This is a genomic window from Thermoproteota archaeon (assembly GCA_003352285.1).
In the GTDB taxonomy this organism is placed as follows: domain Archaea; phylum Thermoproteota; class Nitrososphaeria; order Nitrososphaerales; family Nitrosopumilaceae; genus PXYB01.
This window is the reverse complement of sequence record QQVN01000005.1, coordinates 52,836-67,850: the sequence shown is the minus strand read 5'-3', so window position 1 is coordinate 67,850 and position 15,015 is coordinate 52,836. Positions and strand designations below refer to the sequence as shown.

At 37.5% G+C, this 15,015-nt stretch carries 18 protein-coding genes; 11 read left to right on the top strand and 7 right to left on the bottom strand.

Going from position 1 to position 15,015, the window contains the following annotated elements; all coding sequences use genetic code 11:
• Window positions 1-140: 140 nt before the first annotated feature.
• Window positions 141-2,549 (top strand): VWA domain-containing protein, encoded by a 2,409-nt coding sequence (locus DWQ18_06550; protein ID RDJ32849.1) that lies wholly within the window; start codon window positions 141-143, stop codon window positions 2,547-2,549.
• 4 nt (window positions 2,550-2,553) lie between these two features.
• On the opposite strand, the gene DWQ18_06545 is transcribed toward DWQ18_06550, so the two are convergent.
• Complete coding sequence (locus DWQ18_06545; GenBank protein ID RDJ33416.1) at window positions 2,554-3,303, bottom strand: metallophosphoesterase; 750 nt, start codon at window positions 3,301-3,303, stop codon at window positions 2,554-2,556.
• 34 nt (window positions 3,304-3,337) lie between these two features.
• Here DWQ18_06545 and DWQ18_06540 point away from each other — a divergent pair, with 34 nt between their 5' ends.
• The 3 genes from DWQ18_06540 to DWQ18_06530 all read left to right on the top strand — a co-directional run bounded on the left by DWQ18_06540 (window position 3,338) and on the right by DWQ18_06530 (window position 4,336).
• Window positions 3,338-3,634, top strand: coding sequence for a hypothetical protein (locus DWQ18_06540; protein ID RDJ32848.1), 297 nt, complete (start codon window positions 3,338-3,340; stop codon window positions 3,632-3,634).
• Between the two features lie 42 nt (window positions 3,635-3,676).
• Window positions 3,677-4,048: a hypothetical protein gene (locus tag DWQ18_06535; protein RDJ32847.1), complete on the top strand. Its 372-nt coding sequence runs from the start codon at window positions 3,677-3,679 to the stop codon at window positions 4,046-4,048.
• A gap of 81 nt (window positions 4,049-4,129) precedes the next feature.
• Entirely contained in the window at window positions 4,130-4,336 is a 207-nt protein-coding gene (locus DWQ18_06530) for a hypothetical protein (GenBank protein ID RDJ33415.1), read from the top strand.
• 2 nt (window positions 4,337-4,338) lie between these two features.
• Here the strand turns inward: DWQ18_06530 and DWQ18_06525 are convergent, their stop codons facing one another.
• The gene (locus tag DWQ18_06525) at window positions 4,339-4,635 is read right to left on the bottom strand and encodes a hypothetical protein (GenBank protein ID RDJ32846.1); all 297 of its coding nucleotides are present in this window, start codon (window positions 4,633-4,635) and stop codon (window positions 4,339-4,341) included.
• A gap of 87 nt (window positions 4,636-4,722) precedes the next feature.
• Between DWQ18_06525 and DWQ18_06520 the strand changes: the two genes are divergently transcribed.
• Window positions 4,723-5,016 (top strand): ATPase, encoded by a 294-nt coding sequence (locus DWQ18_06520; GenBank protein RDJ32845.1) that lies wholly within the window; start codon window positions 4,723-4,725, stop codon window positions 5,014-5,016.
• On the opposite strand, the gene DWQ18_06515 is transcribed toward DWQ18_06520, so the two are convergent.
• A complete protein-coding gene (locus tag DWQ18_06515; GenBank protein ID RDJ32844.1) occupies window positions 5,013-5,246 on the bottom strand; it encodes a hypothetical protein in 234 nt (77 codons plus the stop codon). The genes DWQ18_06520 and DWQ18_06515 overlap by 4 nt on opposite strands.
• 126 nt (window positions 5,247-5,372) lie before the next feature.
• Between DWQ18_06515 and DWQ18_06510 the strand changes: the two genes are divergently transcribed.
• Together DWQ18_06510 and DWQ18_06505 are read left to right on the top strand one after the other, a co-directional pair.
• Window positions 5,373-6,401, top strand: coding sequence for an L-iditol 2-dehydrogenase (locus DWQ18_06510; protein RDJ32843.1), 1,029 nt, complete (start codon window positions 5,373-5,375; stop codon window positions 6,399-6,401).
• A 46-nt stretch (window positions 6,402-6,447) separates the two neighbouring features.
• Window positions 6,448-7,365: a 3-hydroxy-5-phosphonooxypentane-2,4-dione thiolase gene (locus DWQ18_06505; GenBank protein ID RDJ32842.1), complete on the top strand. Its 918-nt coding sequence runs from the start codon at window positions 6,448-6,450 to the stop codon at window positions 7,363-7,365.
• Between the two features lies 1 nt (window position 7,366).
• Here DWQ18_06505 and DWQ18_06500 read toward each other — a convergent pair whose 3' ends face one another.
• Window positions 7,367-7,771 (bottom strand): hypothetical protein, encoded by a 405-nt coding sequence (locus tag DWQ18_06500; GenBank protein ID RDJ32841.1) that lies wholly within the window; start codon window positions 7,769-7,771, stop codon window positions 7,367-7,369.
• 218 nt (window positions 7,772-7,989) lie between these two features.
• On the opposite strand from DWQ18_06500, the gene ilvB reads away from it, so the two are divergent.
• From ilvB to DWQ18_06480, 4 genes are read left to right on the top strand one after another with little or no spacing between them, the layout of a single operon-like run.
• Window positions 7,990-9,678: a biosynthetic-type acetolactate synthase large subunit gene (ilvB, locus tag DWQ18_06495; GenBank protein ID RDJ32840.1), complete on the top strand. Its 1,689-nt coding sequence runs from the start codon at window positions 7,990-7,992 to the stop codon at window positions 9,676-9,678.
• Between the two features lie 5 nt (window positions 9,679-9,683).
• Window positions 9,684-10,175, top strand: a complete 492-nt coding sequence (locus DWQ18_06490; protein ID RDJ33414.1) for an acetolactate synthase small subunit — start codon at window positions 9,684-9,686, stop codon at window positions 10,173-10,175.
• Complete coding sequence (locus DWQ18_06485) at window positions 10,165-11,682, top strand: 2-isopropylmalate synthase (GenBank protein ID RDJ32839.1); 1,518 nt, start codon at window positions 10,165-10,167, stop codon at window positions 11,680-11,682. The genes DWQ18_06490 and DWQ18_06485 overlap by 11 nt, the downstream gene beginning before the upstream one ends.
• A 37-nt stretch (window positions 11,683-11,719) precedes the next feature.
• The gene (locus DWQ18_06480) at window positions 11,720-12,736 is read left to right on the top strand and encodes an isocitrate/isopropylmalate dehydrogenase family protein (protein ID RDJ33413.1); all 1,017 of its coding nucleotides are present in this window, start codon (window positions 11,720-11,722) and stop codon (window positions 12,734-12,736) included.
• On the opposite strand, the gene DWQ18_06475 is transcribed toward DWQ18_06480, so the two are convergent.
• The 3 genes from DWQ18_06475 to DWQ18_06465 all read right to left on the bottom strand — a co-directional run bounded on the left by DWQ18_06475 (window position 12,733) and on the right by DWQ18_06465 (window position 14,931).
• Window positions 12,733-13,008: a hypothetical protein gene (locus DWQ18_06475; GenBank protein ID RDJ32838.1), complete on the bottom strand. Its 276-nt coding sequence runs from the start codon at window positions 13,006-13,008 to the stop codon at window positions 12,733-12,735. The genes DWQ18_06480 and DWQ18_06475 overlap by 4 nt on opposite strands.
• A 115-nt stretch (window positions 13,009-13,123) precedes the next feature.
• Window positions 13,124-14,410, bottom strand: coding sequence for an aspartate--tRNA(Asn) ligase (locus DWQ18_06470; GenBank protein ID RDJ32837.1), 1,287 nt, complete (start codon window positions 14,408-14,410; stop codon window positions 13,124-13,126).
• 2 nt (window positions 14,411-14,412) lie between these two features.
• Window positions 14,413-14,931 carry a transcription elongation factor NusA gene (locus DWQ18_06465; GenBank protein RDJ32836.1) on the bottom strand — a complete coding sequence of 173 codons (519 nt, stop codon included), beginning with the start codon at window positions 14,929-14,931 and terminating at the stop codon, window positions 14,413-14,415.
• Between the last annotated feature and the right edge of the window lie 84 nt (window positions 14,932-15,015).

Below are 15,015 nucleotides of genomic sequence, written 5' to 3'. Positions count from 1 at the left end.
TTGATTTTTTTGACACAAAAAAACTAAGCAAAAACTAAGGAAAATCTTAGATTTTAAAAATGAAAATTCATATGCTTTATTATGTTATAAAAATATTACAAATGATTGCAAAATTCTGATCACTTAAATGAAATAAGTTTTTGGAACAATTGTTGAATGTTGGAAAAAATTTACTCCTAGGAGTTTTTCTTAGCTTTGTTTTAATTGGTTTTACATTCCATCAAGATGTATTTGCTGCAGCATGCTCTGATTTTACTGATGAACCAAGCTGTAGTTCATCAGGATACTGTGCATGGGAAAACAACATGTGTGTTATCTCACTTCCAAGTACTGGATCACTTTCAGTAACTAAAGACGCCAATCCAAACACCATTTATTTGGAAGGCTCTGGCGGACAAGAAATAACTGAGATCACAATTGATGTTTCCGGATTCTCTATTGATAAAGACTTGCATACTATCTTTGTAATGGATTCTTCTACAAGTGTAGAGGCAACTGGATGGGATTTGGAAAAAGACTTTGTGGTTGATGTTATTCAAAATGGATTTCCAGATGAAAGTGATTTACTGGGAATTATTACCTTTAGTACTAATGTTTATGTCGAATGGGATTTGAATATGTCCCAAGATAGATCTGAAATAATATCGCATCTTCAAACTCTGCCATTTCTAACTGGATTTACTTCTACAAGACTTGCTCTAAACGAAGCCATAGATATGTATCAAAATGCTCCTTTTACAACAAGTGAGCCTCCAAGATTATTATTTTTGATCACAGATGGCGTCCCAGTTTCAAATAACAACAATAATCCTTGCCTAGTGCAAGGAGGGAGTGCTGTTCAACGAGACCGTGCACAAGCAACTCGAGATGGTTTGACAGATTTAAACGTCAAAATAATAATCATAGGAGTTGGGAATAGTTGGAATCCAAATATTTTAGAATGTTTAGTAGATGATCCTGCATCTGACATAATCGCAGTTGAAGATTTTAACTCATTGAGTACAATCATAAGCGATATCAATGCAAAAATTCTTGCAACAAATACTCCTTCAAACATTAATCTAATTGAAACCACTAATAGTTACATCATCGATGAGAATAACTTTTCAATACTTCCAGATTCAATTACCACTTTGGGTGAAGGCCAAACCCAAATGGTATGGAACAATATTGCACAACATGTTGGCAATGGAGATGAGAAATTATCAGTCGATGAAACATTTTCCGTATCCTTTGATGCCAAGTCTACCTTAGCCGGTGTTGACTTGCCAGTAAATGACTTGACAGAATCCACAATAACCTTTGATGATCCTGATAATGCTCCGATGAGTGCAGATTTGCCACAAGCACTAATCACAGTAATTGATCCATTTCCAACCATAACAGTCCCCTCTGACATTACCGAAGAAGCAACTAGTTCTGATGGTGCAAATGTAGGTTTTGTAGTTACTGGTGATCATGCAATTGATGGCCCACTAACCCCAACATGTGATGCAACTTCTGGTGATTTGTTCCCAATTGCAACAACTACCGTTACTTGCTCCGTTACTGATTCTTCAGGAAACATTGCAGAAGATTCTTTTACAATCACAGTTGAAGATACGACTCCACCTACACTTGATCTTCCTGATGACATTGAACTAGAAGCAGAAGGACCAAACACTCGTGTCTTCTTTGATGTATCTGCAAGTGATATTGTAGATGGAGATGTGACTCCAACTTGTAGTGCAACTTCTGGTGATACATTCCCACTTGGACCAACAACTGTCACTTGCTCTGCAACCGATGATGCAGGAAATACGTCTGATTCATTCTTTGATATTGTCGTAGTAGATACCACTGCACCTGAACTAATCATTCCTGATAATATTTCCACCAGTACTGGTGACCAAAGCGGTACTATAGTAATCTTTGATGTATCTGCAAGTGACCTAGTTGATGGAGACATTACTCCCATCTGTGATGTTTCCTCAGGTTCAATATTCCCAATTGGAACCACCACTGTAACCTGTTCAGCAACTGATTCATCAGGAAACACTTCTGATTCATTCTTTGATGTAATTGTAGAATTATCATACAAAGGACAAAAAGAAGCTCAAATCACATCCTTGGAACAACTAACACTTGATGCAGACAAAAAAACTCACAAAGACCTTGAAAAAGCAATAAAAGATATTCAAAAGAGCCTAGATGAAAAGTTCTGGGCATCTGAAACCACCCTAGATGAAAAACACGGCCACAAAGTCTTTGATGAAGAAAAATCCGCAGTAAAAGACTTGTTAAAGATACAAAAAGATGACCCAACAACTGACGTATCTGGTATCATATCTGCACTAGTTGATGTTGACAGACAACTAGCACAGGATGCAATTAATGCAGCAACCTCATTTGCAGGTGACAAAAAGGTCGATAAAGAACTAGAAAAAGCAAACGACGAGATGGATAAAGCACAAGAAGAGTTAGATGATGGCAAACCTGACAAAGCAATTGATCATTTCAAGAAAGCATGGGAGCATGCACAAAAAGCAATCAAGCACGCAACAAAATAACTTCCTAGATTACTTCTTTGATATTTGATTCATCGCCAATTATTGTTCCATCAAGTGTTACAATTCTTGCAGCTGAAACCTCTTTGATCTTTTGAATAATTGGCGAGATAGATTTTTTGAACTTGTTTCTATGTGTTGCATAAAAGTATCTGTTAAATGATGGAATGATTGTAATTTCAATCTCTCCATTACTTGATGGAAAAATGTTTTGCTTTTCTGCCTTTAGTGAAACCCAAACTCTTTGACCATTTAGCACTGATTCTTCTGAAAAAAACACTGGATGGACATGACCCATGATTATCTTATCTACATGTGCAAAGTTCTCAGAAGGCATTGTATGTCCATGTGTCAACAAAACATTATCGATTACTAATCCTGTTGAGCTAATCATTGTGACTCCTTCCGGTACTAGTCTCTGAATGTTTGCATCATGATTTCCAGGAACTAGAATTACTTCTACCATTTCTTTGATTTCATTAAAGAACATTGGGACATCATCCCATTCGTTTTTTGAAATGTTTTTGATACTGGATTTAACATCTCCTAGTAAAATTACTGTATCTGGTTTTTCTGATTTTATTAATTCTGAAATTTCAGATATTGTCTCTTTTGTGGATGTGTTTTTTCCCAAGGAAATTTTATTTGCAGAAAAATTTGACTCAAACCCAATGTGTAAATCAGATACTATGAGGTTCTTTTTTTCTCCCTCTAGAATCAGGGCTGGTTTTTGAGGCACAATCCTTGTAGTAACCACCAAAAATATACCCTAGATTTTCAATTAAACCCTTGTGACTCAAGAAAAGATTCAGAGCTCCCTTGAAGAAAACAGAATCAAACTACACCTATTTGAGCCCAGTCAGAGAAAAGTCTGGACTATAGTGGGTCAAGGAAAGGAACATTGGATTTATCCTGAGATGGATTATTGTTCCTGTCCTGGATTTTACTTTGGTCAATTAAATGACAAAAAAGAGTGCTATCATCTAAAGGCAATCAGAATTGCACAAAAGGAAAATAAATTTGAAAAGATAATTTTCTCAGACGAAGAGTTTTCATCATTTATTTCTGGAATATTTGCCGATCTATAGTGCACTAAACATTATATTTGCGCCAGTAAAGCCCATGATCACTTGGCTGGAAAAAACCTGATGGGAATCGCAGAAAAAATTATCAAGATTGATTCCAAGGTACGTTTTGTTGCAATGATTGACCTCAAGGGAAACATTGTGGAGGGAATAATGAAAGAGGGCAAGACCTCACTTGAATCTCAAAGAGAAGAAGAACACTTTTGCAAACAAGTAGCAGAACGCAGAAAGATGAGAAAAGGATTTGATAAAACTCTAGGAAAGGTTAGATACGTTCACGTTGAACGAGAAAAGGTAACACAGCTAGTTGTGTATACTCCAAAGTACACTGTCTTTGTAACCGTAGAGCCAGAGCTTAGCATTACAAAAAAAGTCTCAATCGTTAACACTGTCAAAAAAATAGTCTCAAAAATCTAGATACAACTTAAAAGCATTGGATACTTTTGATAATTATTGTCTGATTCTGGTTATGATTCCCAAATTGAAAAGATTTCAGCTATGATGACTCAGGACAATCTATCACCAGATGAGCAGGATCCTAAAAAGCTTGAAAAGTATCACAACTATGCAAAGGCCAGTTTTAAGCTAAATGATGAAACAGCATTACAACTAGTCTATGAAGCACTCTTGTATCTGAAACTAAAAAGTAATGAAGACTTTGATCCCCTACAAAAGGGTGACAATTTTGGTGCAGGATTCAGCTAACTCTACAGTGGAACTGTAAACAAGTCATCCTTTGATACTCCTTTCCACAAACCAATCATTCCTTCTGGTTTTACCTCTTCAACTTTGGTAATCACCTGGATTTTGATATGATCAGGATTTGGAGGCATCCACAGCATTGCCATATAGTCACCAACATTTCCAACTTTGTTTGGAGATGCCATGACTATCTTGTCTTTTGAAAAACCCTTTGCAACTAGAGCATTGACGGATTTTTCTTGCAAGTCCATTCTTCCATGAGTAAACAAGTAAACTTGCTTTTGCGTATCTACTGACATGATAGTTTTCTCAAAACTTGACTAATCAATCTTGCTAATCTGCGATCCATTCCAAAAAGGGTTAAATTGGTATGATTCATCTTTTGATCTGTGAAGATAGTAACTGTTGGCAGCAGATCATTTGTCACAAGCTTTCAATTAGCTGGAGTTCCGGGAGTTATTTCAGAAACTCCAGAGGGAGCACTGGATGAAATCAAAAAATTATCTGGCGACTCTGATGTTGGATTAATTCTTGTCAGCGATGATATATCTGAGCCAATAAATGATCAACTCACAGCTCTTCGTGCAGAATCATCAACATTGGTATTTGCATTGCCATCTGTTGGAAGCAAAAAGACCGAAGTTGACTATCGTGTAATGCTCAAAAAGATTTTGGGTGTCTAACTAGTAACCATAATTGCAAAAGCAACTGCTAATCCTGATAGAATAACTCCTTCAATAATTCCAATTATCATATTTTGATTTTTTAGAAACTTTGGTGTCTTGTCTGCTGATTCTTTTTCCTTTTTTGTCTGCTCCCTTTGTAAATCCACATACTGATTGAATTTTTCTAATAGTTTAGATTCTTCTTCAGACTCTACCCAGTCAGGCTCATAGTTATCCCAGCGTGCCATCTGATTATGCTGCAAAAAAATAGAATATGAATAAATTCATGTTCACATTGGCCAAATTGTTACGAAAAAATAAACATTTTTTGCATTTTCATTAATGTACTTATACTCATCAGCCGTCATTTTTTTATGAAGACTGCCTTTGTTGAAAAACCATCAGTTGTTTCAATCAAGGATACCTCATTGCCGACATTAGGTCCTGGTGATATTCTAGTGCAAATGCAATGTTGTGGGATTTGTGGCTCTGATGTTGAAAAAGTGTTTGGTCAATATGGTCAACCATCAATGAAATTAGGACACGAGCCAGCTGGCACGGTCTTAGAAGTTGGCGCCAATGTGACTGATTTTAAAAAAGGTGATCGTGTATTTACTCATCATCATGTTCCTTGTTATTCATGTCATTATTGCACACATGGAAATGAAACAATGTGCAAAAAATACTATGAGACAAATCTCTCCCCATGTGGGTTATCAGAGCAGTACATTGTACCAGAGTGGAACGTAACGCATGGCGGTGTACTAAAACTTCCAGATTCTATGAGCTTTGAAGAGGCATCAATGATAGAGCCTCTTGCATGCTGTACCCGGGCATGGTCAAAGATTGATTATCATAAAGGAGACTCTGTTGCAATTTTTGGTGTTGGGCCAACAGGAATGATGCATGTTATGCTCTCACACGCATATGGCTTTGAGAAAATATTCTGCCTTGATGTCAATGAGTACAGATTAGACTTTGCAAAAAAATTCAATGTAACAAAAACTATACACTCTACTGATAATTCCAGAAAAGAAATAATTCTAGGGGAGACATCCGGACGTGGAGTCGATGTTGCAATAGTTGCCACTGGAAATCTAAATGCTTTATTTGATGCAATTGATCTTGTAAGAAAAGGAGGCACAGTAATGATGTTTGGCGTTCCATCAAAGGGTGATACGATAAATCTTGATATGAGTGCAGTCTATTCAAAAGAGATTACTCTTCTTACCAGTTATGCAGCATCTGATAATGATACAAAAGAGGCTCTGGGGCTCATTGCAAATTCTCGAGTTGATGTTAAACAATTAATCACTCACAAGTACAACATTGCAGATTCTCAAAAGGCATTTGAACATGCAAAAACTGGATTAAACGCAATGAAAATAATTATCACAAAATGAGAAAGGCTTAAGAAAGGTATTTCGTTTCTTTTAAAATCGAAGCAAATTGGACTGGGGACTAAAAAACAGGCTAGCACAAATCATCAAACCTCAAGATAATCGCGCATTAATGCTAGCAGTTGATCATGGATACTTTTTAGGTCCTACAGAAAGACTAGAGAATCCAAGAAAGACGATTGCCCCCCTTTTGAAATACTGTGACTCACTAATGCTCACACGAGGAGTACAGAGAACATCAGTAGACTCTAGATATCCAATTCCTATCGTTTTACGAGTTTCCGGTGGTCCAAGCATTATTGGTGAAGACCTATCACAAGAACAGATTACAGTTAGCATCAAAGATGCAATCAGACTAAACGCAAGTGCATTAGCAATGTCAGTCTTTGTTGGTTCTAAATATGAAAATCAAACAATTGTAAATTTGGGAAAACTAGTTAATGAAGCAGAAGACTATGGCATTCCTGTATTGGCAGTTACTGCAGTTGGAAAAGAATTAGGAAAAGATGCAAGATATCTATCCCTTGCATGCAGAGTTGCAGCAGAGCAGGGTGCTCACATTGTCAAGACATACTATTGTGATAACTTTGAAAAAGTTGTAGACTCTTGTCCTGTTCCAGTGATTATTGCTGGCGGAAAAAAGATTCCAGAACTTGACGCACTAAAATTAACATATAATGCAATCAAAGCAGGCGCAGTTGGTGTCGATATGGGAAGAAACATCTGGCAATCTGATAATCCTGTACCGATGATTAAAGCCGTAAGAGCAATTGTTCATGGCAATGCAAACGTAAACCAGGCTTATGAGATGTACAAAAAATTTGTAAAGGAATCACCAAAAAGAAACCCACAGCAAAACCAGAACAAGCAAAATCAAAACAAATCAAAACCACACCAGAATCAAAACAAGCAAAAACAAAACAAACCTCAAAAACAAAATCAAAACAAGAATAAATCTAAAAAATAATCTAAGAGCCTATCTTTGATAGGTGAATATGCGCAATCTTCCATGTTGGCTTTTTGACTAGCACAAATGTTGCTCTACCATTAATTGAGATGTGCTCTCCAGTGAATGCCTTGTTGTCTACTAGCATTCCTTTCTGATTTAGCTCAAATGCAACCACTGCGGTATTATCAAAAATGCTGATCTTTGGATTTTTTATCTCATAGGAATAATCTGATATGCTGATAAAGCGAAGCTCTTCTAGTGCAATTGTGGTCTTGTAGTCTTTTAGATCATATGGCGGCACATCACTAAAGCTTGAAAAATTTGGATCATCTAACTGAATCTGACTTAACGATGATAGGTCCTTTGTCTTTCCTGATTCAAAAAATGTCTCAATAACTTTGATGATATCTGAGGTGTCTGCCATTTGTTTTTCCGTTTTCCCATAGCAAGTTAAACCTTCTTAGGATGTCAGTCTTTTTGCAATTCTCCTAGCAATCTTTATTAATTATCAGAGAAGCTTTATTCTGACTGATATGAATAAAACGACTGATAAAACAGCACTTTTTCTGCTGGTTGTACTACTGTAAAGTCAGTCCAAATTTTAACAATTAAAATTATGGAGATTTTGTTTGGTGATATAATATGGAAAATATGATTGGCGCAGCTGCATTGATGAAAGCATTGGAAAAAGAAGGCGTTAAGGAAGTCTTTGGGTTACCGGGAGGTGCAAACCTACCAATGTATGATGAGCTATTCAAGTCAAACATTAGGCATATTCTCGTAAGACATGAGCAATCTGCAGCTCACATGGCAGACGGCTTTGGCCGTGTAAGTAGAAAACCTGGAGTCTGTTTTGCAACATCAGGCCCTGGCGCAACAAACATTTTAACAGGTATCGCAACTGCACAAGCAGACTCTGCACCAATGGTTGCAATCACTGGTCAAGTTCCAGTCAAGATGATTGGACGAGATGCATTTCAAGAAAGTGATATTATCGGAATGGCAAACCCTGTTGTAAAATATGCATTTCAACCAAGAGATGCATCAGAAATACCCGAAGTCGTGAAAAAAGGATTTTACATTGCAGAGACTGGAAGACCTGGTCCTGTTTTATTAGATATTCCAAAAGACGTTCAACAAAATGAAGCAAAGATGACATTTCCTGAAGAGTTTAAGATTCGCGGATATCATCCGTGGACTGATCCTGATATCTCAAAGATTGAAAAAGCAATTGACATGTTGTTATCAGTTGACAGACCAATAATTTTGGCAGGTGGTGGTACTATAATTTCATCTGCATTTGCAGAGTTGCAAGCTATTGCAGAGATGTTGATGATTCCAGTTGTTACAACGTTTAAGGGAAAAGGTGCATTTCCTGAGAATCATCCATTATCATTAGGACCAATTGGCATGCACGGTCATGCAGAAGCAAACAAGCTAATGACTGAGGCTGATTGTGTTTTAGCAATTGGAACTCGTTTCTCTGATAGGTCAGTTGGAACATTTGAAGAGTTTGAGAAAAATTTGAAGATTATACACATGGATGTTGATCCTGCAGAGATTGACAAGAACCAAACAAGTCAGATTGCAGTAGTTGGAGACGTCCGTGCATCATTAAGAATTATGGTAAAGATGCTCATGCAAAAGGCACTAAAACAAGATGAAAACAATGAGTGGCTAAAGCATGTAAAAGAAGTTAAAGAATACTGGAGAGAAAACTTGAAGCTACATCCAGGCGAGATGAGTGCTGCAAGAATTCTAAGAAAACTCCGTGATGTATTACCTAAAGAATCAATTGTCACAACAGAAGTAGGACAACACCAAATGTGGGCATCGCTATTCTATGATGTTATACAGCCTGGAACATTCTTTAGCTCTACTGGATTGGGTACAATGGGTTGGGGATTTCCAGCTGCAATCGGTGCAAAGGCTGCAAAACCTGATGTTCCTGTAGTTGACATCGCAGGTGATGGAAGCTTTAACATGACTGAGAACTCACTTGCAACGTCTGTCTTGGAGAATTTACCCGTCATTGTATTCTTGGTAAATAACTATACACTTGGAATGGTTGCACAGTGGCAGAGAACATTTTATGATAGAAGAATGATTGGTGTTGATCAAAAACACTGTCCTGATTATGTTAAATTAGCAGAGTCATACGGCGCACAAGGAATACGTGCTCAGTCACTTGATGAATTAGAGCATGCAATCAAAGCTGGTCTCAAGAGTGATGTTGCAACGGTAATCGATATCCCAATTGACCCTGAAGAGGATGTATTGCCATTTGTAGCACCTGGAACTTCATTAAAGGAAATGATTTTACCTTCGTGATCAAAATGTGGGCAATATTATCAATCCTAGTTGAAAACAAACCTGGAATCTTGTGGAAGGTTACTCAGTTGTTTCGTTCACGAAACTTTAACATCGATAGTATTTCTGTAGGCGTAACAGCTGATCCTGATATATCAAGAATGACTATTACTACGTATGGAGATGAAAAACAAATTAAACAAATAGTAAAACAACTTGACAAAATGATAGATACCGTAGAGGTTCGTCAGTTAGATGAGCACAAAACGGTTTACAGAGAGTTGATACTATTCAAAATTAAGATAAACAGTCCAAGCGATAGCATGGAGATTAACAAGATGGCAAACGCATATGGTGGTAAAATCCATGATGTCAAAAAGGAATCAATGATGGTTGAGCTTACTGCTACTCCTGATCAGATAAGGGCATTTGAGGAATTAGCAAAGCCATTTGGAATTATCGAAACTGCAAGAACAGGAATTGCTGCATTACAGAGGGCAGGTTCTCATGAAAGTTAGAGTATTTGATACTACATTACGTGACGGAGAACAGACGCCTGGAATTTCATTATCGCCTGATCAAAAATTATCCATTGCAAAGAAGCTAGATGAGCTAGGAGTCGATGCAATTGAGGCAGGCTTTCCAGTGATTTCAAAGGGAGAACAAAACGCAATCAAGATGATAACAAAGGCAAATCTCAAATCTGAAATTTGTGGACTAGCAAGGACAAACAAAAAGGACATTGATGCTGCAGTAGACTCTGGTCTAAACTACATTCACACGTTTATTGCAACATCTGACATTCACTTGGAGTACAAGCTCAAAATGACAAGGGAACAAGCACTGGAAAAAGCCATAGATGCAGTAGAGTATGGCAAGTCCCGTGGATTACAAGTAGAGTTTTCTGCAGAAGATGCAACAAGGACCGATAGAGAATTTCTCAAAAAAGTATTTGGCGAGGTTGCAAAGGCAGGTGCAGACAGAATTGATATTCCAGATACCGTTGGTTATTCCACTCCCGAATACATTTCACAAATAACAAAGGATGCAGTTGATGCAACCCACCTACCAATCAGTGTACACTGTCACAATGACTTTGGTTTAGCAGTTGCAAATGCACTTGCTGGCATTCATGCAGGAGCTGAATGCGCACATGTAACAATTAATGGAATTGGTGAACGTGCAGGAAATGCTTCACTAGAAGAGTTTGTTATGGCATTGCAATGCTTACCATACGAGGAAAAATACGAGACTAACATCAACACAAAGCTACTTTATGATACATCGAGATTTGTTTCAAAAATAGTTGGAATTCAAGTACAGCCAAACAAGGCTATAGTTGGAGAAAACGCATTTGGTCACGAATCTGGCATCCACACACACGGTGTTTTGAGCAATCCATTAACGTATGAGCCAATCAGTCCCGAACTAGTTGGCAGAAAGAGATGGTTGCAGGTAGGAAAGCATGCTGGAATTCATGGAATGAATGCGATGTTAGATGAGTATGGAGTAAAACCTACACAGGAACAAGCAAAAGAGATTCTTGAGAAAGTAAAGAGCCTAGGTGATCAAGGAAAACAAGTAACTGATGTAGAGTTGTTATCGATTGCTAGTGATATTCTAAAAGAACAAGGCGTAAAGAGAATTGTCCAGTTGACTGGATTTTCTGTTTCTACTGGAATCGGAACGATGCCATATGCTTTTGTCAAGCTAAACATTGATGGACAAGAGCTCTCGGCAACTGATTATGGTGTAGGCCCAGTTGATGCTGCACTAAACGCAATTCAAAAGGTTACTGGAAAAATTGCAGAAGTTAGAATCAAAGATTATGGGTTGGCATCAATCTCTGGTGGCTCCACTGCATTATGTGAAGTAACTATACGAGTTGAGGATGCACAAGGAAATCACGTTTCTGCAAAATCAATTGGTGAGGATATCGTCACTACTAGTGTTCAGGCAGTAATTGCTGGAATTAACAGATTAATGCTCAAAAAAATGCTAAAGGAAAAACAGATAGGAAACTAATCTTAAATCCTCACATATTCTAAAAGAGTTGGTAAAGATGTACAACATTTCATTAATTACTGGAGATGGAATCGGACCTGAATTATCAGAATCTGTAGTTTCTATTATCAACACAATTCATGACAAGCTTGATTTGAAATTTGCAATAAAACAATTAGAGGCAGGTGATAAGGCTTTGAAAAATACTGGCAAGGCCTTGCCTGATGAGACAATGTCTGCAATCAAAAATTCCCAAGTGTGTCTCAAAGCACCAGTTGGTGAGAGTGCAGCAGATGTCATAGTTGTGTTGCGCCGCGCACTAGACCTTTATGCAAATATCCGACCTGCAAAATCATATCCACACATGCCTGCATTACGTGAGGATATTGACATGGTAATTGTCAGGGAAAACACGGAGGACTTGTACGCTGGCCAAGAATTCTTAATTGACAATGCTGCTGTTGCCATGCGTATCATTTCTGAACCTGCATCAAAGAGGATTGCAAAATATGCCTTTGAGACTGCACAGAGTAGGAATTTACAAAAAAAGGTAACCTGCGTGCACAAATCAAATGTAATGCGGGTAACTGATGGCTTGTTTTCAAAAGCATGCACAGAAGTTGCAAGAGATTATCCTGATGTGACATTTGAGCAGATGTATGTTGATGCATGTGCCATGAATTTGATTCGACAACCAGAATTATTTGATGTCATAGTTACCACAAATCTTTTTGGTGATATCTTATCTGATGAGTCATCCCAAGTTGTAGGCGGTTTAGGGATGGCACCTGCTGCAAATATTGGTGATGACTTTGCACTCTTTGAGCCAGTACATGGCGCAGCATTTGATATTGCTGGAAAGAACATTGCAAATCCTTCTTCGTTTATCTTATCGATGAAGATGATGCTTGATTGGTTGTCGCAAAAATACAATGATGAAAAATGCAGACAAGTTGGTGAGACTCTGGAAAAGACAGTCTATGATGTAGTAAAGGATGGAATAAAAACAAAGGATATTGGCGGAGACAAGACGACTACAGAATTTACAAAAGAGATCGTCTCAAGATTGGTCTAGTCCTTTTCTTTTTTAAGATCTGATGATGGTGGATGCAGCGACCAAAAAAACAAAGCTAGTCCAACTGGTATCATGATTAAAACTGCAGCAATCAATGTCAGATAGTAAAAGTTTGGGTCTAATCCTGGTAGAAATGGGCCTGGATACACAGCATAAAACCACAAAAATCCGATGAATCCGAGAACGATTTTGTTTTTCTTTAACAGCTTCTTTACTCCTAGTCTACGTTTTTTGATGTAGCACTGTTTGCACCGTGTTCTGTCATCTGTCATACATGATGTACAACATCTTGCATCACAAAAGTAGCATTTCCTATCTCCAAATACAGACCCACAAAAACTGCATTGTTGCAATAATACAAAATGTGGCTTTTTCGAATTTATCTTTTTAGGGTCTTAATCTGTCTGGGTCTCTAGGATACAGTACAACTTCTCTTACATTGTCAATTCCTATAAGAGTAGTCATTAATCTATCAAGACCTAACCCCCATCCAGAATGAGGAGGCATTCCCCAATCAAATGCCTGCAAGTGGTCTTTAAACAAGGCAGGGTCTAATCCCTGCTCTGCTAGTCGTGCCTTGAGTATTGCAGGATCATGCAGTCTCGTTCCTCCAGATGATAACTCCAAGTATCCATATTGTAAATCAAAGGAGCGAGACAATGTTGCATCTTCATCTTTTTCTCTAATGTAAAATGGTTTTAGCTTCAATGGCCAGTCTGTTAGAAAATAAAATCCTGGATGCTTTTCACCAACTAGTCTTAAGTGAGAATCAAGAAGGTCATCTCCAAACTCTATCTTTTGATCAAGTGATTTTAACTCATCAACTACTTGGGAATATGTAACACGATCAAATGGTTCATTAGGAACTTTAATCTCATGTTCAATCTCTTCTTGTTCTTTTTTGCAATTCTCTGATGTAAATTTGTAAACCTCCATGACAAGTGACTCTAAAACATTCATCACATCTGTATAATCCATAAATGCAGCTTCAATGTCTACACTTGTAAATTCACTAAGGTGTCTTCCAGTGTGTGACTTTTCTGCTCGATAAAAATTTGAAATCTCAAAGACTCGCTCTAAACCGATTGTCATCTGTTCTTTGTATAGCTGCGGACTCTGTGCAAGGTATGCAGTTCTACCAAAATATTCAAGTGAAAAAAGATTTGCACCACCTTCGCTTGCACTCCCAATGATCTTTGGTGTAGTGATCTCTATGAATCGTTTTTCTGATAATGTCTTTCGTAATATTGCTAAAACATGGTGACGAAGCTTAAAGATTGATGCAGTCTTTTGGTTTCGCATGTCTAATGCTCTAGAGTTTAGCCTATTGTCGATGTTGCTTTCTAGTCTGCCAATAGGATCAATTGGTAAAGGATGAATTGCTTTTCCTAAAACATCTATATCCAGTGCTAATATCTCACAATCAAAATCTTTGGCTTTGGTATCCTGAACTTTACCTTTAATGAAAACTACGCTTTGTCTGTTTAGTCCTTCAAGCTTGTCATTTAGGTCTCCTTTTACAATCACTTGGATAATTCCAGAGACATCTCGTAATGTGAGAAATGTCATCTTGCCAAGTTTTCGTAAATCCTCTATCCATCCACCAAGCTTGACTTCCGAATTAATCAAAGAAGAATTGACATCTGATATATCGTGAGTCTTTGCAAATCCCAAAATTAGTTTCTCCGTGATTCTTCAAACTCAATTTCGATATCAAGATTTCTAGCATTTTTGACGATTTGAGAGACCTTTTCAACATCAATCGGGAATCTAGGAGTCCATTTGCCTGAAATTACGGCCTTTGTCTTCTCAATTCCTCCCGGAGCCCAAACTGAATTTATCGATAATACCTTTGTTGGAAAGAAGAGGTCCTCTATGAATCGCTTGTTATTTTCTCCTTCTTCAACAAGCCAAATTTTTCCTGAAAACTCTCCCTGAATTAATCCGTATAATGTTCTACTTTGTCTGATTTTTTGAATATCTTGTTTACTAAGTCGCAGTATGAAATTTCCATCTATCTCTTTGCATCCATGTAAGGTAAATTGATCAATCTGTGGGTGCGTCTTTGCCAATCTAGCTAAGATAATTGATGCATCCACATCTGCTTTAGTAAGATCTCCTGATTCTACCTTTGACTCACATTGTGGACATAAAACTGCATTTTTTGCATCAAAACCACAAATTGGAACTTGCATGATAAATCACATAATTTCAAATAAAGTTGTTTATATCCCTTGGTCCCAAAAACGTTTTTCGAATCTAATTTTACTAAACAAGAG

What these genes read in the sequence shown, in the direction of transcription:
- DWQ18_06530 (RDJ33415.1), top strand. Translation starts at nt 4,130, where the DNA reads ATGATGACTCAGGACAATCTATCACCAGATGAGCAGGATCCTAAAAAG.
- DWQ18_06515 (RDJ32844.1), bottom strand. Translation starts at nt 5,246, where the DNA reads ATGGCACGCTGGGATAACTATGAGCCTGACTGGGTAGAGTCTGAAGAA.
- DWQ18_06510 (RDJ32843.1), top strand. Translation starts at nt 5,373, where the DNA reads ATGAAGACTGCCTTTGTTGAAAAACCATCAGTTGTTTCAATCAAGGAT.
- DWQ18_06500 (RDJ32841.1), bottom strand. Translation starts at nt 7,771, where the DNA reads ATGGCAGACACCTCAGATATCATCAAAGTTATTGAGACATTTTTTGAA.
- ilvB (RDJ32840.1), top strand. Translation starts at nt 7,990, where the DNA reads ATGGAAAATATGATTGGCGCAGCTGCATTGATGAAAGCATTGGAAAAA.
- DWQ18_06490 (RDJ33414.1), top strand. Translation starts at nt 9,684, where the DNA reads ATGTGGGCAATATTATCAATCCTAGTTGAAAACAAACCTGGAATCTTG.
- DWQ18_06485 (RDJ32839.1), top strand. Translation starts at nt 10,165, where the DNA reads ATGAAAGTTAGAGTATTTGATACTACATTACGTGACGGAGAACAGACG.
- DWQ18_06480 (RDJ33413.1), top strand. Translation starts at nt 11,720, where the DNA reads ATGTACAACATTTCATTAATTACTGGAGATGGAATCGGACCTGAATTA.
- DWQ18_06475 (RDJ32838.1), bottom strand. Translation starts at nt 13,008, where the DNA reads ATGACAGATGACAGAACACGGTGCAAACAGTGCTACATCAAAAAACGT.
- DWQ18_06465 (RDJ32836.1), bottom strand. Translation starts at nt 14,931, where the DNA reads ATGCAAGTTCCAATTTGTGGTTTTGATGCAAAAAATGCAGTTTTATGT.